Origin of the sequence: Acidovorax sp. Root219 (assembly GCF_001428665.1) — a bacterium.
Classification (GTDB): Bacteria; Pseudomonadota; Gammaproteobacteria; order Burkholderiales; family Burkholderiaceae_C; genus Acidovorax.
Genome location: NZ_LMIJ01000047.1, coordinates 39,278 through 62,396, shown reverse-complemented (window position 1 = coordinate 62,396; position 23,119 = coordinate 39,278). Strand labels below are relative to the sequence as shown.

The 23,119-nt window shown below is 67.9% G+C and carries 21 protein-coding genes and 1 tRNA gene; 6 read left to right on the top strand and 16 right to left on the bottom strand.

Features of this window, described 5'->3' with window-relative positions:
• Positions 1–8: 8 nt before the first annotated feature.
• The 7 genes from ASE28_RS30280 to ASE28_RS30250 all read right to left on the bottom strand — a co-directional run bounded on the left by ASE28_RS30280 (position 9) and on the right by ASE28_RS30250 (position 7,026).
• Complete coding sequence (locus tag ASE28_RS30280) at positions 9–1,163, bottom strand: ROK family protein (RefSeq protein WP_057269713.1); 1,155 nt, start codon at positions 1,161–1,163, stop codon at positions 9–11.
• A 105-nt stretch (positions 1,164–1,268) separates the two neighbouring features.
• Entirely contained in the window at positions 1,269–2,492 is a 1,224-nt protein-coding gene (locus ASE28_RS30275) for a YeeE/YedE family protein (RefSeq protein WP_057269712.1), read from the bottom strand.
• Positions 2,493–2,566: 74 nt separating this feature from the next.
• A complete protein-coding gene (locus tag ASE28_RS30270; protein ID WP_200961150.1) occupies positions 2,567–3,460 on the bottom strand; it encodes a sulfurtransferase in 894 nt (297 codons plus the stop codon).
• 291 nt (positions 3,461–3,751) lie between these two features.
• Positions 3,752–3,825: transfer RNA gene (locus tag ASE28_RS30265), tRNA-Gly, on the bottom strand.
• 33 nt (positions 3,826–3,858) lie between these two features.
• Positions 3,859–4,224 (bottom strand): ribbon-helix-helix domain-containing protein, encoded by a 366-nt coding sequence (locus tag ASE28_RS30260; RefSeq protein ID WP_057203784.1) that lies wholly within the window; start codon positions 4,222–4,224, stop codon positions 3,859–3,861.
• 63 nt (positions 4,225–4,287) lie between these two features.
• Positions 4,288–4,869 (bottom strand): DJ-1/PfpI family protein, encoded by a 582-nt coding sequence (locus ASE28_RS30255; RefSeq protein ID WP_057269711.1) that lies wholly within the window; start codon positions 4,867–4,869, stop codon positions 4,288–4,290.
• A gap of 126 nt (positions 4,870–4,995) precedes the next feature.
• Complete coding sequence (locus tag ASE28_RS30250) at positions 4,996–7,026, bottom strand: methyl-accepting chemotaxis protein (protein ID WP_057269710.1); 2,031 nt, start codon at positions 7,024–7,026, stop codon at positions 4,996–4,998.
• Between the two features lie 128 nt (positions 7,027–7,154).
• On the opposite strand from ASE28_RS30250, the gene ASE28_RS30245 reads away from it, so the two are divergent.
• Positions 7,155–7,952 carry a 2-keto-4-pentenoate hydratase gene (locus ASE28_RS30245; protein ID WP_057269709.1) on the top strand — a complete coding sequence of 266 codons (798 nt, stop codon included), beginning with the start codon at positions 7,155–7,157 and terminating at the stop codon, positions 7,950–7,952.
• Positions 7,953–7,962: 10 nt separating this feature from the next.
• Here ASE28_RS30245 and ASE28_RS30240 read toward each other — a convergent pair whose 3' ends face one another.
• Genes ASE28_RS30240 through ASE28_RS30205 form a run of 8 tightly spaced genes read right to left on the bottom strand, consistent with a single transcriptional unit; the run spans position 7,963 to position 16,269 of the window.
• The gene (locus ASE28_RS30240) at positions 7,963–8,655 is read right to left on the bottom strand and encodes a glutathione S-transferase N-terminal domain-containing protein (protein WP_057269708.1); all 693 of its coding nucleotides are present in this window, start codon (positions 8,653–8,655) and stop codon (positions 7,963–7,965) included.
• 2 nt (positions 8,656–8,657) lie between these two features.
• A complete protein-coding gene (locus ASE28_RS30235; protein WP_057269707.1) occupies positions 8,658–9,617 on the bottom strand; it encodes a tripartite tricarboxylate transporter substrate binding protein in 960 nt (319 codons plus the stop codon).
• A gap of 28 nt (positions 9,618–9,645) precedes the next feature.
• A complete protein-coding gene (locus ASE28_RS30230) occupies positions 9,646–10,395 on the bottom strand; it encodes an enoyl-CoA hydratase/isomerase family protein (RefSeq protein WP_057269706.1) in 750 nt (249 codons plus the stop codon).
• A gap of 7 nt (positions 10,396–10,402) precedes the next feature.
• Positions 10,403–11,209 (bottom strand): enoyl-CoA hydratase, encoded by an 807-nt coding sequence (locus tag ASE28_RS30225; RefSeq protein ID WP_057269705.1) that lies wholly within the window; start codon positions 11,207–11,209, stop codon positions 10,403–10,405.
• Positions 11,206–12,402, bottom strand: coding sequence for a CaiB/BaiF CoA-transferase family protein (locus tag ASE28_RS30220; RefSeq protein WP_164470733.1), 1,197 nt, complete (start codon positions 12,400–12,402; stop codon positions 11,206–11,208). Before ASE28_RS30220 ends, ASE28_RS30225 begins: the two co-directional genes overlap by 4 nt.
• Before the next feature lie 23 nt (positions 12,403–12,425).
• On the bottom strand, positions 12,426–13,490 hold the full coding sequence (locus ASE28_RS30215; protein WP_057269703.1) for an ABC transporter ATP-binding protein: 1,065 nt from the start codon (positions 13,488–13,490) through the stop codon (positions 12,426–12,428).
• 21 nt (positions 13,491–13,511) lie between these two features.
• Positions 13,512–15,221, bottom strand: a complete 1,710-nt coding sequence (locus ASE28_RS30210) for an iron ABC transporter permease (RefSeq protein WP_057203792.1) — start codon at positions 15,219–15,221, stop codon at positions 13,512–13,514.
• A 4-nt stretch (positions 15,222–15,225) separates the two neighbouring features.
• Complete coding sequence (locus ASE28_RS30205; protein ID WP_057203793.1) at positions 15,226–16,269, bottom strand: ABC transporter substrate-binding protein; 1,044 nt, start codon at positions 16,267–16,269, stop codon at positions 15,226–15,228.
• Between the two features lie 131 nt (positions 16,270–16,400).
• Here ASE28_RS30205 and ASE28_RS30200 point away from each other — a divergent pair, with 131 nt between their 5' ends.
• Genes ASE28_RS30200 through ASE28_RS30190 form a run of 3 tightly spaced genes read left to right on the top strand, consistent with a single transcriptional unit; the run spans position 16,401 to position 18,897 of the window.
• The gene (locus tag ASE28_RS30200; RefSeq protein WP_057203794.1) at positions 16,401–17,384 is read left to right on the top strand and encodes a quinone oxidoreductase; all 984 of its coding nucleotides are present in this window, start codon (positions 16,401–16,403) and stop codon (positions 17,382–17,384) included.
• Between the two features lie 17 nt (positions 17,385–17,401).
• Positions 17,402–18,166: a glutathione S-transferase family protein gene (locus ASE28_RS30195; RefSeq protein WP_057203795.1), complete on the top strand. Its 765-nt coding sequence runs from the start codon at positions 17,402–17,404 to the stop codon at positions 18,164–18,166.
• 50 nt (positions 18,167–18,216) lie between these two features.
• Positions 18,217–18,897, top strand: a complete 681-nt coding sequence (locus ASE28_RS30190; protein WP_057203796.1) for a GntR family transcriptional regulator — start codon at positions 18,217–18,219, stop codon at positions 18,895–18,897.
• Here the strand turns inward: ASE28_RS30190 and ASE28_RS30185 are convergent, their stop codons facing one another.
• Positions 18,898–19,809, bottom strand: coding sequence for an RluA family pseudouridine synthase (locus ASE28_RS30185; protein ID WP_057203797.1), 912 nt, complete (start codon positions 19,807–19,809; stop codon positions 18,898–18,900).
• A 269-nt stretch (positions 19,810–20,078) separates the two neighbouring features.
• On the opposite strand from ASE28_RS30185, the gene ASE28_RS30180 reads away from it, so the two are divergent.
• Both ASE28_RS30180 and ASE28_RS30175 read left to right on the top strand, forming a co-directional pair.
• The gene (locus tag ASE28_RS30180) at positions 20,079–22,454 is read left to right on the top strand and encodes an AsmA family protein (RefSeq protein ID WP_057203798.1); all 2,376 of its coding nucleotides are present in this window, start codon (positions 20,079–20,081) and stop codon (positions 22,452–22,454) included.
• Between the two features lie 94 nt (positions 22,455–22,548).
• Positions 22,549–23,064 (top strand): M23 family metallopeptidase, encoded by a 516-nt coding sequence (locus ASE28_RS30175; RefSeq protein ID WP_057203799.1) that lies wholly within the window; start codon positions 22,549–22,551, stop codon positions 23,062–23,064.
• The last annotated feature ends 55 nt before the right edge of the window (positions 23,065–23,119 follow it).

The window sequence follows — 23,119 nt, the reverse complement described above, 5'->3', positions numbered from 1 at the left end:
AGGCAGACTCACCCCTGCCCCGGCGCATCGCGCCGGTTGGTGAAGCTGGCATTGCCCAGCCCCGTGCCCACGGTGAGGATGGCCCAGCGCTCCACATCGTTGGTGAAGGGCATCTCCGACAGGCCCTGCACCACCGCATCGTTGTGCAGGCACACCTGGGTGCGGCCATCGCCGATGTGCGGCAGCCGCTCGCACAGGTCGCGCGGCAGGTGAAAGCGCGTGCTCTCCCAGTTGCCGGGCAGGTTCTGCGTGCCGCCGGCCAGCGATCCGTCTTCCACGATCAGCCCGGGGCAGGCCACGCCGATGTAGGGGGCCAGGCGGATCTCTTTCTTCTCGGCATAGGCGATGAGGTCTTCGAGGATGGTTGCAATGCCCTCGACCAGCTCGTCGCGCTTGGGCTCGTCGTCGGCATGGGCCCACTTCTCGCGGCGCACCACCTCGGCCTGCGACATGTCGGGGGCGCGGTGCAGGTGGGTCTGCACGATGCCGCAGCGCACGTTGGTGCCGCCGATGTCCACCGCCAGGATGGCGTCGTAGCTCTGCAGCAGGGCCGGTGGCGCCAGGTGCACCCAACCGATCAGCCCGCCCTCGTCTGCATGGTGGTGCAGGGTGCGCAGCTCCACGGGCACCTTCTCGGCCTTGAGGATCTTGCCCGCGCGCGCGATGGAGCGGCTACCGACCTCGCTCTGGTGGAAGCCGCCACCGATGATGATGCGCTCCACACCCTTCCAGGTCTTGTGCTTGAGAAACCGCTGGACTACATGGGCCAGCTGCATTGCATAGTCTTCCGATGCGGCCACGATGGCCTGGGCGGCAACGCCATCCTTCTCCAGCATCGCATCGAGCTGGTGCTTGCTCAGTTCGCGCGTGGTCTTGCGGCCCATCGGGTCCTTGCCGTCCATGGAGGTGAAGAGCTTGCGCCAGGCGTCAAGCATGTGGCGAAACGCCGTGCGGCTGGCCACGTCGCCCACAAAGCCATCGCCATCGCGCAGCTCCAGGCTGTAGCCCTCGATGACCACCGAGGCCAGGCGCATGTCGCCATGCGGGCCGACGATGCCCAGCTCGCGCTGGGCCTTGGCGTCCTTTTCCTCCTGCGCCGCACTGGGCTTGTCAGGCGTGGCTTTCTTGGCCTTCGTGTCCTTGTCTTTGTCCTTGGAAGCCATTCATTCCCTCATGCAATGGGGCCCGCACACGGGGCTGAAGGGGCATCGTGCCCCATGCTGCGGCGCGGCGGCGTCAGCCAATGCCTTGAGATGGCCCCAGGCCGATCAGGTCTTTGAGGTCTTGCCAAGCAAGGCCTTGGCACGCAGCCCGGCCCACACGGCGAAGAACAGCGATGCGGCGAACACCCAAGCGGACAGCCCCCCGGCCATGCCGCCCGAGAGCAGAGTACCGATGGTGCAGCCCAGCCCCGTCATCGCGCCCCAGCCCAGCAGCACGCCGCCCGAGAGGCCCCGCGCAGCATCGCGCCAGGTGGGCCAGCGTGGTGCGAACTGGCGGCTGGCCAGCGCGGCGATGAAGGCGCCGGCCACCAGCCCCGCGAGCAGCAGCGCATTGGGCGTGAGCCAGGTGGACTGGGGCAGCGTGGCGCAACCGGCAAAGCCATCGAGCCCGTCGAGCCGGTCCGGTATCAGGCCCTGCCCTTGCGCCCACTGGCGCGCCGCGCTGCCCAGCGTGGCCGTCACGCCCAGCGGGCGCATGCGCACGATGGCCAGCGCGCCGATGAGCCCCACGGCCAGGCCGCCCACCCAGTAGCTCCAGCGCCCACTCCACAACCGCTGCCACACGGCACGCAGGCCCGGGACACCCGCCGCGCGCAAGTCCTCTGGCACCTGCTCGCGCGCAAACCCGCGCCACAGCCATGCCGCCACCGCGGCCAGCACCGCCAGTTGCACAAGCAGCGCCCCGCCATAGCCCAGGTGCGCAGGCAGCCACACGACGGGCGCATCGGCCACGCTCAGGCTGTACAGGCCGTTCCAGGTCTTGAACCCGAGGATGAAACCCAGCGCCGAACCGAGCAGCGCAAACGGCGAGACCGCCGAGCCCTCCGCCAGCCGGTACCAGTGCGCGCTGATGCACGAGCCCGAGACCACCATGCCGGCACCGAACGACAGGCCGGCGGCCACCAGCACCCAGCTCACGGGGCCGATGTGCATGTCCGGCGGCAGCTTGCCCGGCTGTGGCACCGGCAGCCAGCCGCCCAGCACCACCGTATGGCCGACCAGGCCCACGGCCAGCGCCAGCACGATGGCCAGCAGCCCGCGCGGGTTGCCGCCCTCGAACCAGTCGCGTGCATGGCAGTAAAAGCAAAAGCGCGAGCGCTGCAGCACCAGGCCCAGCACGGCGCCAGTCACCAGGGCAAAGACCAGCGTGCGCCCACCGGCAAGGCCCTCGACCCAGCGGGTGGACAGCGCCAGCGCAACCAGCAGGACCACGGCGGCGATGGGAGACAGGAACTTGATTGGGTGATTGCTTGTGGTTGTCGTCGTCATGTGTGGCACCGGAACGAAAAAAAGCCCGCCGAAGCGGGCTGTAAAGAGACCCCTACCAAAAAACTCGGTACGCCTTATTTGGCTGCCCAGACCGTGCCGGCCGGGTTGTTGATGGGCACGCCCACGGCGTTGCCGTATTCGGTCCATGAGCCGTCGTAGTTCTTCACGCTGTAGCCCAGGATCTTGGACAGCGCGAACCAGGTGTGGCTGGAGCGCTCGCCGATACGGCAGTAGGTGATGACCGGCTTGCTGCCGTCGATGCCCACGTTGGCATAGAGCTTCTTCAGGTCGTTGGCCGACTTGAAGGTGCCGTCTTCCTTGACCGCCTGGCCCCAGGGCACGTTGGCGGCGCCGGGGATGTGGCCGGCGCGGATGCTCAGCTCGGGCACGCCCGCCGGCGCAAAGATCTTGCCGGTGTATTCATCGGCCGAGCGGATGTCCACCAGCTTGGCGTTGCTCTTGCCCTCGGCCGCGGCCAGGGTGTCGGTAAGGCGCGCGCGCAGCTGCGTGTTGACCTGCGTGACCTTGTAGCTGGTGGCCGCGAACTCGGGCACGCGGTTGTTCAGCGGCTGGTTCTCGGCCTCCCACTTCTTGCGGCCGCCGTCGAGCAGCTTGACGTTCTTCACGCCGTAGATGTCGAACACCCAGGCGCCCCAGGCGGCAAACCAGTTGTTGGTGTCGCCGTAGAGCACCACCGTGGTGTCGGGCGCCACGCCGGCCTTGGACAGCAGCGCTTCAAAGGCTTCCTTGCTGACGATGTCGCGGCGCACCTTGTCGTTCAGGTCCTGGTGCCAGGAGAAGTTGACGGCGCCGGGCACGTGGCTGCGCTCGTAGAGGCCCGGGTTCACGCTGACCTCGACAACGCGCACCTGGGTGTTGTCGAGGTTCTGCGCCAGCCACTCGGTACTGACCAGCGGGCCCGCCGGGATGGGCGTGGCAGCAAAGGCCACCGATGCGCCCAGTGCCATGCCGGCGCCCAGCACCCATGCGCACAGGCGCCGGCCCAGGGGCTGGGTGGGGTGGATCGTCGTCGTGTGCTGCGGCTGGCTCATGCGGGTCATCCTTGTCGTCGGGTGGCCGGTGCTGCAACCATTGCGGCAACCGATGGACAGAATTTAGAGGAGCCGTGCCATCCAGGGAACAAAGCAAAACGTGCTTCGTTATGCGAAAAACGGCACGGCTGCCCCACACCAGGGCATCAACAGGCACAAAAGACGGGGGGAGAAGCTGGAACAGCGTTGCGCGATGGCGCAGGGGGATGGAGCGGGTGAAGGGAATCGAACCCTCGTCAGTTGCTTGGGAAGCAACAGCTCTGCCATTGAGCTACACCCGCAGTGCGCCGGATTATAGGGGGTTGCCGGGCCCGTCAGGCAGCCCTGGCCAGCACGCGGCTGCGCCCTTCGGTGGCAAGCACCTGACGGGCATTCAGGCTGCGGATGGAAATGGAGGCGTCCTGCGGTATGCCGCCCGACAGCTGCAAGGCCAGGTAGCGGCCACAGCTGACGCGCAGGAACGAGGCAAAATTGTCCACCTCGCCGCGCTCCGCGACCAGTTCGTCGTACAGCCGGGCGCACAATTGGGGCACGCCCATGCCGTCGCGCTGGGCGATCTCCTCGAGCACCTGCCAGAACAGGTTTTCCAGCTTGATGCTGGTGGCCACCCCGTGCAGGCGCACAGAGCGGGCGCGGCTTTCGTACAGGGCGGGGTCGGCGCTGATGAATACCTGGCACATGGGATTTCGCCTTTCAGAACGGCCTCCATCATGGAAGACCGCCCCTGCGGCGTCAAATGGTGCCTACAGGCTGATGCGCGTGCCCATCAGCGCCAGGAACTGCGCAATCCAGGCCGGATGCGCCGGCCATGCCGGGGCGGACACCAGGTTACCCTCGGTCACGGCGGCGTCGATGGCGATCTCGGCATAGGTGCCGCCTGCGATCTCGACCTCGGCCCTGCAGGCCGGGTAGGCGGAGCAGGTGCGGCCCTTGAGCACCCCAGCGCCGGCCAGCAACTGGGCGCCGTGGCACACCGCTGCCACGGGCTTGTTGGTGTCGAAGAAGTGCTTCACGGCAGCGACCACCGCCGGGTAGGTGCGCAGGTACTCAGGGCCGCGCCCGCCGGGGATCACCAGGGCGTCGTAGCTGGCCACGTCCAGGCCTTCAAACGTGGCGTTCAGTGTGAAGTTGTGGCCCGGCTTCTCGCTGTAGGTCTGCGCGCCTTCGAAGTCGTGGATCGCCGTCTTGATGTGATCGCCGGCCTTCTTGTCGGGGCACACGGCGTGCACGGTGTGGCCCACGGCCAGCAGGGCCTGGAACGGCACCATGGTCTCGTAGTCCTCGCAGTAGTCGCCGCACAGCATGAGTATCTTCTTCGCAGCCATGTCTTTTGTCTCCTCAGGGGTATGGGGAGTTCATTGTTGGACTGCGGCGCCGGCGGTGGGTGTTAGCCGGCTACTACATACCTGGCATGCGACATGGCTGCTGCCACCGCAGCCGGTGGCCGCCCGCTAACGCGTTGCACCCAGGCGCGCCTGGGGCTTGGCACGCAATGCCGGTGCTGGCGTGCCCGCATGCGTGCCGCTGCTGCCCAGGTTGAACTGCGCCACGGCCCCGACCATCTGCTCGGCCTGGCTGCGCAGGCTGCTCGCGGCGGCCGCCATCTCCTCGACCAGGGCCGCGTTCTGCTGGGTGGCCTGGTCGAGCTGGGTAACGGCTTCTCCCACCTGGCCGACGCCGGCGGTCTGCTCGCCGCTGGCGGCGCTGATCTCGGCCACCATGCTGGCCACGCGCCCGATGGACTGCACCACCTCCTGCATGGTGGCGCCCGCCTGGTCGGCCAGTACCGAGCCCTGCTGCACCATGGTGCTGCTGGCGACGATCAGCTCCTTGATGGCCTTGGCTTCGGCCGCCGTGCGCTGTGCCAGGTTGCGCACTTCGGCGGCCACCACGGCAAAGCCGCGGCCCTGCTCGCCAGCACGCGCCGCTTCCACGGCGGCATTGAGCGCCAGGATGTTGGTCTGGAAGGCAATACCGTCGATCACGCCGATGATGTCGGCGATCTTCTGGCTGCTGGTGTTGATGCCGTGCATGGTGCTGACCACCTGGGCCACCACCTTGCCACCGTCGGTAGCGACCTGGCTGGCCCGCACGGCCAACTGGTTGGCCTGGGCGGCACCGTCCGCGTTGTGGCGGATGGTCGCGCCCAGTTCCTCCATGCTGGCCGAGGTCTGCTCCAGCGAGCTGGCCTGGCTCTCGGTGCGGGCCGACAGGTCCTGGTTGCCATGGGCGATCTGGGAGCTCGCGGCCGATACGCTCTCGGCGCTGGCGCGCACCGTGCCCAGGCTCTCCAGCAAGCGCACGCGAAAACCTTCCATGGCCTGCGCCAAGGTGCCGATCTCGTCACGCGACTGGATGCTGACGCCATGCGTCAGGTCGCCCTGCGCGAGGTAGCCCAGCGCGGTGCTCAGTTGCTGCACCGGTGCGCCCACCAGGCGCCGCGTGGCCAGCACCAGCACCACGGCCAGCAGCACCAGCGCCACCAGTACGCCCAGCCACAGCCAGGTCAATGCGCTGCGTGCCTCGCCCATGAGCTCAGCAACCGGCGCTTCAGCCACGATGGCCCAGTTCCAGGGCTTGTAACGCTCCACGGCGACAAAGCGGCGCGCAGTGGCTTCGCCGGAGGGGCGCGGCGACCAGGTGGCCTCGAAATCGCTGGCCTGCTCCGAGCTGGTGAGCGCTGCCAGCCAGGCTTTGCCCTCGTCGACCTTCTCGTCAACGACCAGTGCGGGGCCAGAGCCCCCCAGGCCGGCGATGCGACCCCGCGCCGGCCCCGAAGAAACATCAACCGCGTAAACGGCCCCCGTGTCGAACAGCTTGCGGCTGGCCATCAACTCGCTCAGGCTGCTGAGGATGGGCGCGATGTCGGAGCCGATGAACAGGATGCCGATGGTGCGGTTGCCCTCGCGAATCGGCTCGTACACGGTCATGTAGTCGCGGCCGAACAGGTTGGCGCGGCCGATGTAAGGTTTGCCTTCGGCCATGAGGGCATAGGCCGGGTGCTTGCGGTCCAGCAGGGTCTTGAAGGCGCGCTCGCCGTCCTGCTTCTTGAGCGAGGTCGTGACACGGATGAAATCGTCACCGGTGCGCGCAAAGATGGTGGCAACTGCGCCCTTGGCATCTGCGGAAAACCGGTCCACCACCTCAAAATCGCCATTGACCGGGACGCCCTGAAAGCTCAGCACGGCTTCGGGCTTGCCGTCCGCGCCCGGCTGCTCGGCCAGGCTGAAGGCCCCCGGGAAATTGGCCTTGAGCAAGCCGAAGTCGCGCAGTGCCAGTTGCTGCGCCGATTCGTCCATGGTCTTCACCAGGGTGCTGACCTGGGATGCATATTGCCGCGCATCACCGCGCGATGCGGCGCCAAAACTGCTCCACACCATGCTGCTGACCAGTGCCATGGTGGTCAGCAAGACGACCAGCAGGCTGGCCAGGGCCACGAAGGACAGCTTGAATGCGATGGAACGGGCGGCAAAGGATTTCATAGGAGCGCCTCGCGTGGTTGATTGAATCTGTCAATCGAATCTTGATCCAAGTCAATGTAAATCTTTGAAGCCCATACCGCCAGTGCCTGGCCCAAAATGGGCAGCCGCAAGACCGTGGAACAACACCTATGACCCCCGAGACGCTTCTCGCCCACTACGACAGTGGTCCACTCTGGCCCGCCAGCGGCGCGGCATCCGCCAACGGCGACGTGCCGGGCGCCTACCAGACGGCGCTCGCCGTGCGCGCCCTGCGCCAGGCCCGCGGCGAAGTTCCTCGCGGCTACAAGATCGGTTTCACCAACCGCAACATCTGGGCGCACTACAACGTGTTCGGCCCGATCTGGGGCACGGTGTGGTCGACTACTCTGGCTTTTTGCGGTGGGGACGGCAGCGTGTCGCTGGACCACTGCGCCCAGCCGCGCATTGAGCCCGAGGCAGTGTTCGGGCTCAGGGCCACACCCGCGCCGGACGCGTCCCTGGACGATCTGTTCGGTGCCATCGACTGGGTGGCACCGGGCTTCGAGATCGTGCAGTCGCACCAGCCGGACTGGAAGTTCAATGCCGCGCAGACCGTGGCCGACAGCGCCTTGCATGCGCGGCTGCTGGTGGGCCCGCAGCGCCCGGTGCGCGAGTTCGCCAGCTCGGCGGCCGAACTGGACCAGCACCTGGCCGCCGCACGGGTAACGCTGCTGCGCGACGAGGAGTTGATGGAACAGGGCAAGGGCGCCAACGTGTTGGAAGGCCCGTTGAGTGCCCTGCACTACTTCCTGAAGGAACTGCGCGCCTGCCCCGGCGCGCCCGATCTGATGCCAGGCGACGTGGTCACCACCGGCACCTGGACCAATGCCTGGCCGGTGCAGGCAGGCCAACGCTGGAGCGCGGATTTCGACGCACCGCTGTCGCGGCTGTCGGTGACTTTTACCTGAGCACGACCGGTCAGCGCTTCGCGTACTGCTGCGCCCCGAACAGCACGTCGCGCGCTTGCGCATCGTGCGCGGGCTTGCGCAGGTCCGCCAGCACCGCGATGCCGCGCTGCACCGCCGGGCGGCTGCCCACGGCAGCAAACCAGCGTTCGAGGTGCGGGTGATCCGACAGGGTGATGCCCTGCCTTTCCCAGTTGCGCAGCCAGGGCCATACCGCCATGTCGGCAATCGAATAATCCTCGCCTCCGAGCCAGGGGCTGGCGGCCAGCCGCCGCTCGATCACGCCGTAGAGCCGCTTCGCTTCGTTGGCGTAGCGGTCGATGGCATAGGGGATTTTCTCGGGGGCATAGAGCCTGAAATGGTGGTTCTGCCCGAGCATGGGGCCCACACCGCCCATCTGGAACATGAGCCACTGCAGCACCTCGTAGCGGCCCCGGTCGTCGGGTGGCAGGAAGCGACCGGTCTTGCCTGCCAGGTACAGCAGGATGGCGCCCGATTCGAACAGGGTGATGGGCTGCCCGTCCGGGCCCTCCGGATCACGGATCGCCGGGATCTTGTTGTTCGGGCTGATGGCCAGGAACTCAGGCCGGAACTGCTCGCCCGCGCCGATGTTCACGGGGTGTGCACGGTATGGCAGGCCACACTCCTCCAGCAGGATGTGGACCTTGTGGCCATTGGGCGTGGCCCAGGAATAGACGTCGATCATTGTTATTCCACCTTCACATTGGCGTTCTTCACGCGCTCGAGTTGCGCCTTGCCGGCATCCGCCGCCCAGGCATTGAATGCGGCCGGCGTGGCAAACGGCGCGGCCTCGTTGCCGGTGGCCAGCAGCTTCTCCTGCACCTGCGGGTCGGCCAGCACCTTGCTGGATGCGGCGACCAGCCGGGCCTGCACATCAGGGGGCAGCTTCGCCGGGCCGAACAGCCCGAACCAGAACGAGAACTCGAAACCGGGCAGCCCCTGCGAATCGAGGGTGGGCACTCCGGGCGCCACCGCCGATGGCTGCTGTGTGGTCACGCCCAGCATCTTCACCACGCCCTGACGGCCCAGTGGCAGCACCGAGGCTGCCGTGCCGAACGACAGGTCCACCTCGCCCGTGGCCACGGCCTGCAGCGCGGGCGCTCCGCCCTTGAAGGGGATGTGCACCATGGTGGCCTCGATGGCCCTCTCGAAGGTCAGCGCCGCCAGGTGCGGCGAACCGCCGATGCCCGATGAGGAATAGTTGAGTTGGCCCGGCCGCGCCTTGGCCGTTGCGATCAGGTCCTTGAGTTGGGTGATGCCGCTCTTGGGGCTGACCGCCAGCACCAGGGGCGAGACGGTCAGGCGGTTGATGGGCGTGAAGTCTGCCGGGGTGTAGCGCACGTTGTACAGATGCTGGTCGATGCCGTAGAGCGTGCCCGTGGCCAGGCCGATGGTGTAGCCGTCCGCAGGGGCCCGCGAGAGCAGCGTGGAGGCCAGGGTGCTGCCCGCCCCGGGCTTGTTGTCCACGACGATGCCCTGCCCGAGTTCCTTGCCCATGGCCTCGGCGACGATGCGCGCGATGCCGTCGCCCGCGCCCGAGGGCGAATAACCCACGATGAGGCGGATGGGCTTGGCAGGGTAGTCGCTGGCCATGGCCGGAGCCGCCAGGCCGAGCAGCAGGGCAGATGCGATGCAGTGCAGTTTCATGGCGGTGGTCTCCTGTGCCGGCGGTTCATCACTGGCCGGTGAATTGGGGTGGGCGCTTTTGCGCCCAGGCCGCCTGGCCCTCGCGCAGGTCCGCCGACTGGTAGGCGCGCAGGGTATCGGCGTTGAACTCGTCCACGTCCAGCGTGCCCCGGGCCATGCGGTTCAGGTGGCGCTTCATGCCCACCAGGGCCAGCGGCGCCATGCTGGCGCAGTCGCTCGCCAGGCCGGCCACCTCGTCCTCCAGCTGCGCCGCCTCCACCAGTTGCGTGAGGTAGCCGATGCGCAGCATCTGCGCCGCGCCGATCTTGCGCGCGGTGAGGAACAGCAGCTTGGCATGGTCCAGCCCCAGCCGGCTCACATAGCGCTCCATGCCCGAGCGGTAGTAATGCAGGCCCAGGCGCGCGGCCGGCATGAACATGTCGATGCCCTCGGCCCCTACGCGGAAATCGCAGGCCAGTGCCAGGTCGGTGGCCCCGCCGTAGACGCCTCCGTGCAGCACGGCGATGGTCACGGGCCGTGCCATCTCCAGCGCATCGACCATGCCCGCGAAATCGATCTTGCGCGGGGCACCGATGCTGCCGATGTCGTAGCCGCTGCAGAAGTACTTGCCGGTGCTGCGCAGCTGCAGCACCAGGATGTCGGGGCGCTGGTTGACCTGCGCTATCAGTGCAGCCAGGTGCTCCAGGTCATCGGCCGTGAGGCGGTTGGCCTGCTCGGGCCGGCGCAGGGTGATGGTGGCGACCGCGCCGTCGGTGGTGAGTTCGGGAAGTGCGTTCATCGGAATGTCATCGGCCTTGGAATTGAGGGGTGCGCTTGGCCAGGAAGGCGCGGCGGCCCTCCCGGTAGTCATCACTGTCAAAGCAGCGCAGCACCAGGGCGGCCACCGCATCGGCGCCTTCGGCTGCGTCGGAGTAGCGCTCGAACGCCTGCAGCGCCTGCTTGGCCGCATGCACGGTCAGGGGCGCATTGGCGGCGATCTGTGCGGCATAGGCGGCCACGCGGTCGTAGAGTTGCGCCCCGTCGACCACGAAGTTGACCAGGCCCACGCGCAGTGCCTCGTCGGCCTCCAGGAAGCGTGCGCTGAAGAGAATGTCCTTGGCGGTGGACGGCCCCACCAGCCGCGCCAGCGCGGCCACGCCCCGGTAGTCATAGCCCAGGCCCAGCCGGGCGGCGGGGATGGCAAAGCGCGAGGATGAAGCAGCAAAGCGCACGTCCGCCGCGAGCGCGATCGCCAGCCCGCCACCCACGCAGTAGCCTTCGATCATCGCAATCAGAGGCTTGCTCAGCGCAGCCAGCCCGGCATGGCCGCGTGCGGCGATGGCGTCGTAGGTCTGCTTCTGCTGCGCGTCGGCCCGGTGCTGCTCGAATTCCGAGATGTCGGCACCCGAGACGAAGGCCTTGCCGCCTGCGCCCTTCATGACCACGGCACGCACGGCCGGGTCGCGCTCGAAGGCCTCGGCCGCGATGCCCAGGCCCTGCCACATGTCCAGCGACATGGCATTGCGCCGCTCCGGGTGGTTGAAGGTGATCCAGCCCACGCCGCCCTGCACCTCGGCCAGGATGCGCGGGGTTCCCAGGTCCAGTGCGCTCATGCCACCGCCCCCTCGCCGCGCATGGCGACAATCGATGCATCGGTGTAGCCCAGCTCGCGCAGCACGTCGTCGGTGTGCTCGCCGGCATCGGGCGCGGCGCGGTGGAAGGCCTCGGCATGCGCGCAGGCCGAGAGGTTGATGGGCGAGCGCAGCAGCTGCAGCGGGCCCATCTCGGCGTGCAGCGCGGGCCGCGTCATGCGCAGGTGCTTTGCCTGCGCGTCCTCGAAGGCCTGGCCGATGTCGTACACCGGCCCGCAGGGCACGCCGGCCTGGTTCAGGCGCTCCACCAGGTCGGCCACGCCGAACTGGCGGGTGATCGCGCTGATGGCCTCCTCCAGCTCGCGCCGGTGGGCCAGGCGCGAGGGCTGGTCCTTGTAGCGCTCGTCCTGCGCCAGGTGCGGCGCCTGCAGAAAGTCGCACAGCTTGGCCCACATGGCGGCGCCAGGCCCGCAGATGTTGACCTGCCCGTCGCGCGCCTCGAAGGTGCCCATGGGCACCAGCGTGGGGTGCGAATTGCCCTCCTGGCGCGCCACGTGGCCGTCCACGGTGTAGCGCGCGCCCTGGAAGTCGAGCTTGTTGAGCATGGCTTCGAGCAGCGAGGTGTGTACCCACTGGCCCTGGCCCGTGCGCTCGCGGTGCAGCAGCGCCAGCAGGATGCCCTGGCCCAGGAACATGCCGGCCGTGGTGTCCGAGATGGCGATGCCCGTGCGGTACGGGCCGCGCCCGGGCTCGCCGGTGACGGAGCTCAGCCCGCTCATGCCCTGCACGATCTGGTCGAGCCCCGGGCGCTCGGCATAGGGGCCGGTCTGCCCGAAGCCCGAGATGCTGGCCAGGATGATGCGCGGGTTCACGGCGCAAAGGGCCTCGTAGGTCAGGCCCAGGCGCTGCTTGACGGAGGAGCGGAAGTTCTCCACCACCACGTCGCTGCGCTCCACGAGCTTGCGCAGCACGCGCATGCCATCGGGGGTCTTGAGGTTCAGGCTCAGGCTGCGCTTGTTGCGGTGCAGGTTCTGCTCGTCGGAGCCGCGGCGCGGCCCCAGCGTAGGCTTGCGGTCGGGCGGATCGATGCGCACCACGTCGGCGCCCCAGTCGGCCAGCAGGCGCACGGCCACGGGGCCGGCGCGCGCGATGGTGAGGTCGAGCACGCGGTAGCCCGACAGTGGCAAGGTGGTATTGGCAGGGCTGGCTTGCATGGGCAATTCGTTTCTCGAAGACATCACTGCACCGCCGCCACGGCGTAAGGATCCACGTACATCATCGACTGCTGCCCGACCTCCAGCACCAGGGACGGCGCCGCGTGGACCTTCAGCGGCGCGCCGCCCGCGCTGGGCTGCACCAGGTAGTGCCAGTATTCCCCCAGGTAGGTGCGGCCCACGACCGACACGGCACCCAGCGGCACGGCACCATCGGGCCCGGAGCCCAGGTACAGCGACTGCGGGCGGATGGAGGCCTGCAGACTGGCCCGGTCACCCACTGCCGCATCGGCCTGCAGCGGAATGCCTTCGGGCAGACCGTCGAGCCGCATGCGCCCGCCCTGCACCGCCCCTTGCACCAGGTTGGTCTTGCCGATGAAGCCCGCGACGAAGGGCGTCTGCGGCCGGTTGTAGAGGTTCCAGGGCGTGTCGATCTGCTCCAGGCGGCCCTGGTGCAGCACGGCGATGCGGTCGGAGATGGCCATGGCCTCGGTCTGGTCGTGCGTGACGTAGACCGTGGTGAAGCGGAACTCATCGTGCAGGCGGCGGATCTCGGCGGCCATCTCTTCGCGCAGGTTGGCATCGAGGTTGGACAGCGGCTCGTCGAGCAGCAGCACCTCGGGCCGCACGATCATGGCCCGGGCCAGGGCTACGCGCTGCTGCTGGCCGCCCGACAGTTCGGCCGGATAGCGCTGCGCGTAAGGGCCGAGCTTCACCACATCGAGCATCTCCTTCACGCGCTGCGCGGTCTCGGCGGCGGGCGTCTTGCGCACCTGCAGGCCGAAGCCCACGTTCTCGGCCACGGTCATGTTGGGCCAGATGGCATAGCTCTGGAAGATCATGGACATGCCGCGGTGCTCGGGCGGCACCGAACGCGTGGGCGACGATATCTCGCGCCCGTCCACCAGGATGGCACCGGCGCTGGGTTCGATGAAGCCGGCGATCATGCGCAAGGTGGTGGTCTTGCCGCAGCCCGAGGGGCCCAGCAGGGTGACGAGTTCACCGCGCCGCAGCTGCAGCGAGACGCCGTCCACCACGGAGGCGCTGCCGTAGTTCTTGCGCAGGTCTTTGAGTTCGAGTTTGGACATATTTTTTGATTCCTCAGTTCTTCAGCCCCGGCGCAGCATGAAGTCGCGCCCGGCGAGCTTCATGCCGATGGCCACGACCACGGTGACGATCACCACCAGCACCACCCCCATGGCGGCCAGCGTCTCGTAGTTGCCCTGCTCGCTCAGGTCCAGCGTGAGCACCGAGACCACGCGCGAGCCCGGCCCGGTGAGGAACACCGCCGTGGACAGCTCCTTGGTGCAGATGACGAACACGAGCACGAATGCACCCAGCAGCGTCTTCTTGAGCAGCGGCGCCACCACCCGCGTGAGCACGGTGATGCGGCTGCCGCCCAGGATGCGCACGGCCTCTTCCAGCTCGGGGTTGAGGGCGCGCACCCCCGCCGAGCTGGCCGCCACCGCGATGGGCAAAAAGCGTGTGGTGAAGGCGATCACGATCAGCACCCCCATGCCATACAGCGAGAACGGCGGCCCGGCATACGCGGCATAGAGACCGATGGCAAGGATGAGCCCCGGCACGGCCACGGGCGCCAGTGCCAGGAACTGAACGAACACCGGGAACGGCGTGATGCGCCGCTGCGTGGCATAGGCGATGCAGATGCCCATGCCCACGCACACCAGAGCCGTGGCGCCCGAGTACAGCACCGTGTTGAGGATGGCCGAGCGCACCGTGAGCTGCTCGAAGAAGATGCCGTAGAAGTTGTCCCAAGTGAGGTTGTCGAGCGCGAGACCCTTGCCCCAGGCCTTGGACACCGATGCCAGCAGGAGGATGGCCAGCGGCATCACCACCGAGAGCAGGGCCACCAGCCCCGAGTACGCCAGCAGCAGCCACTTCCACCAGCCGATGTCGAAAGGCCGCCGCTCGCCGCCCTTGCCGGACACCGAGACATAGCCGCGCCGCGCCAGCAGCCTGCGCTGCAGCATGAGCATCACGATGGTGAGCAGCAGGATGGGCATGGAGAACGCCGCCGCCTGCTCCACCTGCAGCGGGTACTGGAAGAACGAGACGATCTGCGTGGTGGCCAGGTTGATGCGCGCGGGGATCGCGATCAGCGCGGGCGTGCCGTACAGGGCAATCGCCTCCAGGAAGATCAGGATGGCAGCGCCGATGATCGAGGGCAGCACCAGCGGCAAGGTCACCCGCGCCATGGTCTGGAACTTGCCGGCCCCGTGGATGCTCGCGGCATCCTCCAGCTCGGTGGACACCAGGTCGAGCGCCGACTTGGTGAACACGTAGATCAGCGGGTAGGTGTACAGCGCGATGACGAAGGCCAGCCCCCAGAAGCTGAAGATGTTGAACGGCCCCTTCTGCAGCCCGGTGAGCTCGACGACCAGGCGGTTGAGCCAGCCGGCATTGGGGCCGGCCAGCAGGATCCAGGCAATCGCGCCGAGGAAGTTGGGCATGACGAACGCTGCCAGCACGCTCAGGTGCGTGAAGCCGCGCCCCGGCATGTTGGTGCGCGAGACGGCCAGCGCCAGCGGCACGCCCAAGGCCAGCGCGATGGCCGTGACGGCAACACCCAGGTACAGGGAGTTGAGCAGCGCCTGCAGGTTGCGGCCACGGCCCAGTGCCTGCACATAGCTCTGCAGCGACCATTGGCCATCTGCCGTGTGGAAGCTGTCCCACACCAGGCGCAGGATGGGGTTGGCCACCAGCAGGACCAGTACCACGACGAGGGCACCGAACAGCCAGACCGAAGGATCACCCAGGCGGCCGGAGACCCGGCGCACAGCCGGAGGATGGAGGGCCATGGCGTCAGACACCGAAGGCCTCCCGCCAGGCATCGATCACCTTGGGGATCTGCGCGACCATCTGCGGCGGCGTGGGCGCCAGCAGCGGATTGGCGTCGCCCAGGCCGATCACGCCAGGGGCGGGCTTGGCGTGGGCGCGCAGCGGCACGCTGAACTCCTCGACCGAGATGCGTTCGGTGTCTTCGCTGCCCAGCATCCACTCCATGAACAGCTTGGAGGCATTGGGCCGGCGCGTGTTGGCCAGGATGCCCGTGGGCGAGAGGATCAGCACCGGCCCCTCCTTGGGCACCAGCGTGGCCACCGGGTTGCCCTTGGCGGCCGACCGTGCGGCCAGGCTCATCGGCCCGGCGGAGACCGATGACTCGCCGGAAATCACCGCCGTCACCGCGTCGATGGTCGAGCGGCTCACGTGCGCCTTGTTCGCGGCCAGCTTCTTGAAGAAGTCGTCGCCGTAGAGCTTGCGCATCTCGATGCACCAGGCACCGGCCGCGCCGCTGTAGGCAGGGTGCGCCACCAGGGCAGCGCCGCTCCACTTGGGGTCGAGCAGGTCGGCCCAGCTCTTGGGCGCTGCGGCGGCCGAGACCTTCTGGGTGTTGTAGACCAGGCCCATCATGAAGCAGCTTGATGCGTGGAAGTAGCCGTCCGGGTCCATGTTCTGCACGCGCTTGTCCTGCCGGGCCACGGCGGCCGGCAGAAACTTGAGCAGCAGGTTGCGGCCCTTGAGGTCCACGTAGTGCGCCAGGTCCGTGGAGGTGAACACGTCGCAGTTGGGCGTGCCGGCCTTGAGGTCCTGGTTCAGGCGCTGGTAGGCCACCTGCGCCGTGGTGCGTACCACGTTGACCTTGATGCCCGGGTAGCGCGCCGTGAAGGTGCGGCCCATCTTCTCAGCCACCTCGGAGGTCTGGGGCACCGTGTACCAGGTGAGCTCGCCCTCCTTGCGGGCAGCATCGTGCAGGGCTGCCAGGGCGGGGGCCTGTGCCCGGACTATCGCGGGAAAGGCCAGTGCGCTGGCCGCCATCACACCGAACTCTCGTCTGCGCAAGAACATGGGTTGTCTCCTGATCGTTGGTGACCGATCGGTGTCGGCCTTTTTTCAGTATGCACATGATGTTTATAAAAATACACTAATGGTTTGTATGTATTTTTTTAGAGCATGCCGAAGGCTCTAATGGCGCTGCCATGACAAAAAGCCTTTCCATCCACATCCATCGCCACGGGGAAGCCGACGTACTCGAACCTGTGCAGGTCGACGTTCCTCCCCCCGCCGCAGGCGAAGTCCAGATCCGCCAGACGGCCATCGGCCTGAACTTCGCGGACATCTACCAGCGCCGCGGCGGCCACGGCCCGCACTCGGCCACGCCCTTCCCCATCACCCCTGGTGCCCAGGGCGCGGGCGTGGTGCAGGCGGTGGGCCCGGGCGTCACGGCCTTCACGGCGGGCCAGGCAGTGGCCTATTTGCACCCGGGCGCCTACCAAGTCACGCGCAACGTGCCGGCACACCGCGTGGTGGCGCTGCCGGACTGGATACCCGAGGACATTGCGGGCGCCAACCTGCTGCGCGGCCTGACGGCCGAGTACCTGCTGCGCCGCCTGTACGTGGTGCGCCCCGGCGAGGCGGTGCTGGTGCATGCGGCCGCAGGCGGCATGGGGCTCATCCTGTCGCAGTGGGCGCGCGCGCTGGGCGCCACGGTGATCGGCACCGTGGGTTCGGCCGCCAAGGCCGAGGTGGCGCTGGCGCATGGCTGCCACCACGTGATCGACTACCGCCGCGAAGACTTCGTGGCGCGCACCCTGGAGCTGACCGGCGGCGTGGGGGTGGGCGTGGTGTACGACGCGGTGGGCAAGGACGTCTTTCTGCCCTCGCTGCAGTGCCTGCGCCCGCGCGGCCTGGCGGTCAACTACGGCACGGCCTCGGGCGACGTGGAAGCCTTCGACCTGCAGATCCTGCATGCGAAGTCACTCAGCGTGTGCCGCCCCACCCTGCGCAGCTTCGTGGCCGACCCGGCCGAACTGCGCTCGTCGGCCCAGGCCTTCTTCGACGCCGTGCGCGACGGCCATGTGCGGCTGGGCACAGGCCAGCGCTACCCGCTGGCCGAGGTGCAGCGCGCACACCGCGACCTCGAAAGCCGCGCCACCACCGGCGCCCCCGTCCTCATCCCCTGACGCACTGGACCCTTCCCATGAGACTCTTCCATGCCTGGCTGTCCAGCGCCTCGCGCCGCGTGCGCCTGTGCCTCGCCGAAAAGAACATCCCCTACGACAGCGTGGCCGTGGACCTGAGCCGGCAGGAACAGCACGCGCCCGAATTCCTGGCCATGAACCCCAACGGCGTGGTGCCGGCGCTGGAGATCGCGCCTGGCCGCTTCCTGCACGAGAGCTCGACGATCTGCGAGTACCTGGACGATATCGCGCCCGAGCCCCCGCTGCGCCCCACAGACCCGTACGAACTGGCGCAGATGCGCAATTTCGTGCGCTGGACCGACGAGAAGTCGCTGCCCCACCTGCTGATCCTGAACTGGAGCCTGATGCTGCAGTCCACCGCACAGCAGTGGAGCGACCAGGAGTTGCAGGACAAGCTGGCACGCATCCCGACCGCCGAGCGGCGCGAGGCCTGGGTGCGCATTGCCCGCAAGCCCTACACCGAGGAGGAAAAGGCAGAAGCCCTGCGCAAGCTGCTGCTGCTGGTGGACCGGATGGAAGGGATGCTGGCACCCTCTTCGCCATGGCTGATGGGCGCAAATTACTCGCTGGCGGACATTGCCGCCGCGCCCTTCATCGCGCGCATCGCGGAGATCGAGCCCGCTGCCCTGGCCGAATCTGCCCACCCGCGCGTGCACCGCTGGTGGCAGGCCATGCAGCAGCGCCCGGCGTTTGCCGCAGCGCGCCTGCAATTGTTCGGCGAGGTGCTGCAGGAGCGGCAACGCGCGGCCACCACAAGCACCTGAGCCCGGCCAAGATGCGACCGCCCGCGCATTATCATTCGGCCACTACGAACATGGCCACCACTACCACGACACCGCCCCGCGTCAACCTCAGCGACAAGATCCGCGAGGCCCTGGAGGAAGAGATCATCTCCGGCAAGCTCTATGCCGGCTGCAGCATCGACGAGCAGGAGCTGATGGAGCGCTTCGACGTTTCGCGCACCCCGGCGCGCGAAGCCATCCAGCAACTGGCCACCGCTGGCCTGGTGGAGATGGTGCCGCGCCACGGCGCGGTGGTCGCGACCCTTTCGCTCACCGAGTACGTGGCCATGCTGGAGATGCTCACCGAGCTCGAAGGCCTGGCCGCGCGCCTGTCCGCGCGGCGCATGCCGGCGGCGCTGCGCCGGGACCTGCAGGCCTCCTTCCAGGCCTGCGAGACTGCAGCCGCCAAAGACGACTCCGTGGCCTACGAAGAGGCCAACCGCTGGTTCCACCAGACCATCTACGACGGCAGCCTCAACGAGGTGCTGTCGCGCCAACTGCGCCAGATGCGCCTGCGCATGCGACACCCGCAGCGCTCGCTGTTCGACCGGCCCAACCGGGTGCGCAACTCGCTGGCCGAGCACCAGGACATCATGAAGGCCATCCTCGATGGTGACGAAGATGCGGCCGACCGCCATATGTGCCGGCACATCTCGAGCGGCGGCAACGTCTACGTGGATGCCGTGGCCCGGGGCAGCGTGCCGCGCGGCTGATCAATCCAGTGTATTGAGCTGCAGCCGGCTGGCGAATTGCCGGCCATCGCCCGTGAGCGGATCGGTGAATGCCAGCGAGCGTGCCAGCAGCTGAAGCGGGCGCGAGTAGTCGCCCTCCGGCGGATCATTGACCACCGGGTAGAACGGGTCGTTGCGCAGGGGCAGACCCAGCGCGGCCATGTGCACGCGCAGCTGGTGGCGCTTGCCGGTGATGGGCGACAGGCGGTACAGCGCCCAGTCGCCGCTGTGCTGCAGCACCTGCATGTGGGTGTGGCTGTTTGGCGTGCCGGGCACTTCGTGCATGCGAAAGAACTGGGGGCTTTCTTCCATGCGGCTTCGGTGCTCGCGCGGAAAGACCAGGTCGTCGCGCCAGGGCGCCACGGCCTCGTAGTGCTTGGTGATGGTGCGGTCGCGGAACAGCGCCTGGTAGGCGCCGCGCGTGCGCTGCTGCACCGAGAACAGCACCAGCCCGGCCGTGTCGCGGTCGATGCGGTGCAATGGCGACAGTTCAGGCAGGCCCAGACGGCGCTTGAGGCGCACCAGCAGCGTGTGCTGCAGGTAGCGGCCCGATGGCGTGACGGGCATGAAGTGCGGCTTGTCGGCCACGAGCAGGTGCTCGTCCTGGTAGAGCACGGTTTCGGTGAACGGGATCTCGGGCTCGTCGTCGAGGTGGCGGTAGTAATACACGCGCAGCCCGCCTTCGAAGGGGCGGGCGGGTTCAACCGTGGCACCGCGCTCGTCCACCACGTCGCCGGCCTGCATGCGGGCCTGCCATGCGGCGCGGTCCACCGCGGGCAGGCGCTCGGCCAGGAAGTCGAGCATGCTGCCTTGCCCGTGGGTGGGCAGCACCACGCAACTGGCGCCTACGCCGTCGCGCATGGGCGGGGCGAAATGATGGCGGGGGCTGTGCATGGTGGCGCATTCTAGAAGGCCTTCCCCACCGCCGGCCCGTTACAGCCGCCAGTCTTTTCACGCCGTCCAGGCGGAGGCCCGCAGCAGCAAGGCGTCCACGGCCCGCGCAGCCAGCGCCGCGCCAGGGCTGTAGGACAAGGGCTGCAGTTGGTTACACGGGCGACCTGGCAGGGCCGTTGCGGGCTAGCATCGGCCCAACCGCACCCAACAGGCCGATGGCCTGCAGCAAGTGCTCCGATCTTCGCGCTTTTGGATGACACCTGCCCCCCATGCCCGCTACGCCATCGACCGACATGCCCACCCCGCCCCCGGCGGCCGGCCGCCCTGCCCGCAAGCCTTTGCACCGGGCGGTGAAGTGGGTGCTTGTGCTGGCAGGTCTGCTCGTGGGCCTGGCCATCCTGATCGGCGTGGTGCTGTCGCTGATGGACTGGAACCGCTACAAGCCTTTAGTCAATGAAAAGGTCAGCGAGGCCACTGGCCGGCGCTTCGAGATCGAAGGCGATCTGTCGGCTGCCTGGCGCTGGCCGCAGCCGCTGGAAGAAGGCTGGCGCCGCTGGGTACCCGGCGTGACGGTGAAGGCCGAGCGCCTGGCGATGGACAACCCGGCAGGGTTCGAGCCCCCGTTCAGTGGCGATGACAAGAATAAAGGCAAGGACAAGGGGGCAAGCACCACTGCGGCACGAGCCCCTGCCAGTGCTGCATCGGAGGGATCGGCATCCACAGCGCCGCCCCCGGCCACCCAGCCCGGCACCGCGACCATGGCCCGCATCGGCAGCGTCAGCGCCTCCATCAGCCTGCTGCCGCTGCTCTCGCGCCACCTGGCCATCGACACCGTGGCTCTGACCGACCCGGAGATCGCCCTGGCCCGCACCAAGGACGGCAGCAACAACTGGACCTTCAAGCACAAGGACGAGGACGCCCCCAAGAGCCCCTGGACTTTCGACGTGGGCCGGCTGGTGGTCAACCAGGGGCTGCTGGCCTATGCCGATGCCCAGAAGGACGTGGACCTGCAGGCGCAGGTGAACACCACGGAGCCGGTGGATCCGGCCCAGGCAGGCAGCGCGAAGGCGGCCAAGGCATCCATTCTTCCGGCGTCGGCGGCTGCTTCCTCAGCCGAGGCTGCGGCTTCGCGCGATATGGTGGCCCGCAAAAGCAGCACGAACGGCACGGCTGTGCCCTATGGCCTGCAATTCGAGCTGCAGGGCCGCATTGCCAAGGCACAGGTTGAGGGCAGCGGCCGGGCCGGCCAGGTGATCAGCCTGCGCGACAAGGTGGTCAACTACCCGCTGCAGATCGAAGCCACTGCGGGCAGCGCAGCACTGTCGGCCGAGGGCATCCTGGCCAATCCCGGGGCGCTGTCAGGCATGGACTTCGATGTGATGCTCAAGGCCGACAGCATGGCCGACCTGTACGAGGTAACGGGCCTGGTGCTGCCCAGCACGCCGCCGTTCGAAACGCGCGGGCACCTGACCGGCAGCCTGGAGCCCGAGCGCGCCGTGTGGAGCTACAGCGACTTTCGGGGCAAGGTGGGCCAGAGCGACCTGCAGGGCGACCTCAAGTACACCTCGGGCAAGCCGCGCCCCAAGCTCACGGGCAAGGTCACATCCAGCCAGTTGCGCCTGGCCGACCTGGGGCCGGCGCTGGGAACCGCCAAAGCCAGCAACACCCACCGTGGCAAAACCGATGGCAAGGTGCTGCCGGACGCCAACTTTGCGGCCGAGCGCTGGAGTGCCATGGACATGGACATCGCGTTCAAGGGAGAGCACATCATCCGATCCGAAAGCCTGCCGCTGGAAGACCTGAGCTTGCGGGCGGTGATGGACAACGCGCAACTCAGGCTCGCGCCGCTGACCTTTGGCGTGGCCAAGGGCAAGATCGAATCGGAGGTCATCATCGATGGCCGCACGCCCCCCCTCAAGGCACAGATACGCGGCAAGGTGGAAGGACTTCAGCTGTCCGCACTGTTCCCCAAGGTGGAACTGATGAAAAAAAGCTTTGGTCGCATGGATGGCGCCGTGGCACTGCGCAGCAGCGGCAACAACGTGGCCGACCTCCTGGGCAAGGGCACGGGAGAGGCGCGCCTGTACGTGCGCGAGGGCACGCTGAGCAAGCAGATGCTGGACCTGGCATCCCTGAACGTGGGCAGCATCATCGTGGGCAAGCTGTTCGGCGATGACAAGGAGGTACGCCTGCGCTGCGCGGTGGCCGACTTCACCGTGGTCGATGGCCTGGCGCAGACGCGCGTGGTGAAGATGAGCACCGACGATGCGGTGATCGAGGCCACCGGCACCATTGACCTGGGTACGGAAGCCATGAACCTGCGCATCAAGCCCGAGTCGCTGGAGTGGAAGTTCTTCTCGCTGCGCACCCCGCTGTATGTCAAGGGCACCTTTGGCAACCCGGATGTAGGGGTGGAACCCGGACCGCTGCTGCTGCGCGCGGGCGCTGCGGTGGTGGCGGCGGTAGCGGCACCGGTGGCCCTGGCGCTGATACCGGTCACCGTGCCGGCCGCCGATGACGACACCTACTGCAAGCCGCTGCTGGACCTGGCCAAGGAGCCTGTGAAGCCGGGTGCCCAGGGCGCTGCAGGCACGGCATCGCAGCCCGCGCGGGATGCCGCCAGCCGGCAGCGACCAGCGCGCTGAGCCAGCCTGCGGTCACTGGACAGGCGCAATGCGGGAATAATCCTCCCTTTTGCCCGCCGGCGCGCTGCATGGTCGATGCGGTGCGCCCCCCTGCATGAAGACTCTCCAATCCGTGGGCCTGGCCCTGCTCGGGCTGTTGCTCATGGGCCTGATCATCCCTGAACGCATCCGCATCCCCGTGGCCGGAGCCTCCACGAAGGACTGGAATGCCCAGTCGTTCTGGTTCGAGCCCTGGGGCACGTCGGGCGTGCACAAGGGCATCGACATCTTCGGCAAGACGGGGACGCCGGTGCTCAGCACCACGGACGGCATCGTGCTCTTCACCGGTGAGATCGCCAAAGGCGGCAAGGTGGTGCTGGTGCTCGGCCCCCGCTGGCGGCTTCATTACTTCGCCCACCTGGACCGCATCAGCACCCATGCGCTGGCGCCCGTGGCCTCGGGCAGCGCCATCGGCACCGTGGGGGCCAGCGGCAATGCCCAGGGCAAGCCGCCGCACCTGCACTACTCCATCGTGCGGCTGCTGCCCGCGCCGTGGAAGATCGATGGGGCGACCCAGGGGACCAAGAAGGCCTTTTTCATGGACCCGGGCGCTTATCTGAAAGGGCAGTAGCTGCAGCGCTCATAGGGATTTGCATTTGATCGTATGGCAAGGCGAACCAACGACG

Bases quoted from the DNA above. Each gene is read 5' to 3' on its own strand.
- ASE28_RS30280 (WP_057269713.1), bottom strand. From the start codon at position 1,163: ATGGCTTCCAAGGACAAAGACAAGGACACGAAGGCCAAGAAAGCCACG.
- ASE28_RS30275 (WP_057269712.1), bottom strand. From the start codon at position 2,492: ATGACGACGACAACCACAAGCAATCACCCAATCAAGTTCCTGTCTCCC.
- ASE28_RS30270 (WP_200961150.1), bottom strand. From the start codon at position 3,460: ATGGCACTGGGCGCATCGGTGGCCTTTGCTGCCACGCCCATCCCGGCG.
- ASE28_RS30260 (WP_057203784.1), bottom strand. From the start codon at position 4,224: ATGTGCCAGGTATTCATCAGCGCCGACCCCGCCCTGTACGAAAGCCGC.
- ASE28_RS30255 (WP_057269711.1), bottom strand. From the start codon at position 4,869: ATGGCTGCGAAGAAGATACTCATGCTGTGCGGCGACTACTGCGAGGAC.
- ASE28_RS30250 (WP_057269710.1), bottom strand. From the start codon at position 7,026: ATGAAATCCTTTGCCGCCCGTTCCATCGCATTCAAGCTGTCCTTCGTG.
- ASE28_RS30245 (WP_057269709.1), top strand. From the start codon at position 7,155: ATGACCCCCGAGACGCTTCTCGCCCACTACGACAGTGGTCCACTCTGG.
- ASE28_RS30240 (WP_057269708.1), bottom strand. From the start codon at position 8,655: ATGATCGACGTCTATTCCTGGGCCACGCCCAATGGCCACAAGGTCCAC.
- ASE28_RS30235 (WP_057269707.1), bottom strand. From the start codon at position 9,617: ATGAAACTGCACTGCATCGCATCTGCCCTGCTGCTCGGCCTGGCGGCT.
- ASE28_RS30230 (WP_057269706.1), bottom strand. From the start codon at position 10,395: ATGAACGCACTTCCCGAACTCACCACCGACGGCGCGGTCGCCACCATC.
- ASE28_RS30225 (WP_057269705.1), bottom strand. From the start codon at position 11,209: ATGAGCGCACTGGACCTGGGAACCCCGCGCATCCTGGCCGAGGTGCAG.
- ASE28_RS30220 (WP_164470733.1), bottom strand. From the start codon at position 12,402: ATGCAAGCCAGCCCTGCCAATACCACCTTGCCACTGTCGGGCTACCGC.
- ASE28_RS30215 (WP_057269703.1), bottom strand. From the start codon at position 13,490: ATGTCCAAACTCGAACTCAAAGACCTGCGCAAGAACTACGGCAGCGCC.
- ASE28_RS30210 (WP_057203792.1), bottom strand. From the start codon at position 15,221: ATGGCCCTCCATCCTCCGGCTGTGCGCCGGGTCTCCGGCCGCCTGGGT.
- ASE28_RS30205 (WP_057203793.1), bottom strand. From the start codon at position 16,269: ATGTTCTTGCGCAGACGAGAGTTCGGTGTGATGGCGGCCAGCGCACTG.
- ASE28_RS30200 (WP_057203794.1), top strand. From the start codon at position 16,401: ATGACAAAAAGCCTTTCCATCCACATCCATCGCCACGGGGAAGCCGAC.
- ASE28_RS30195 (WP_057203795.1), top strand. From the start codon at position 17,402: ATGAGACTCTTCCATGCCTGGCTGTCCAGCGCCTCGCGCCGCGTGCGC.
- ASE28_RS30190 (WP_057203796.1), top strand. From the start codon at position 18,217: ATGGCCACCACTACCACGACACCGCCCCGCGTCAACCTCAGCGACAAG.
- ASE28_RS30185 (WP_057203797.1), bottom strand. From the start codon at position 19,809: ATGCACAGCCCCCGCCATCATTTCGCCCCGCCCATGCGCGACGGCGTA.
- ASE28_RS30180 (WP_057203798.1), top strand. From the start codon at position 20,079: ATGCCCGCTACGCCATCGACCGACATGCCCACCCCGCCCCCGGCGGCC.
- ASE28_RS30175 (WP_057203799.1), top strand. From the start codon at position 22,549: ATGAAGACTCTCCAATCCGTGGGCCTGGCCCTGCTCGGGCTGTTGCTC.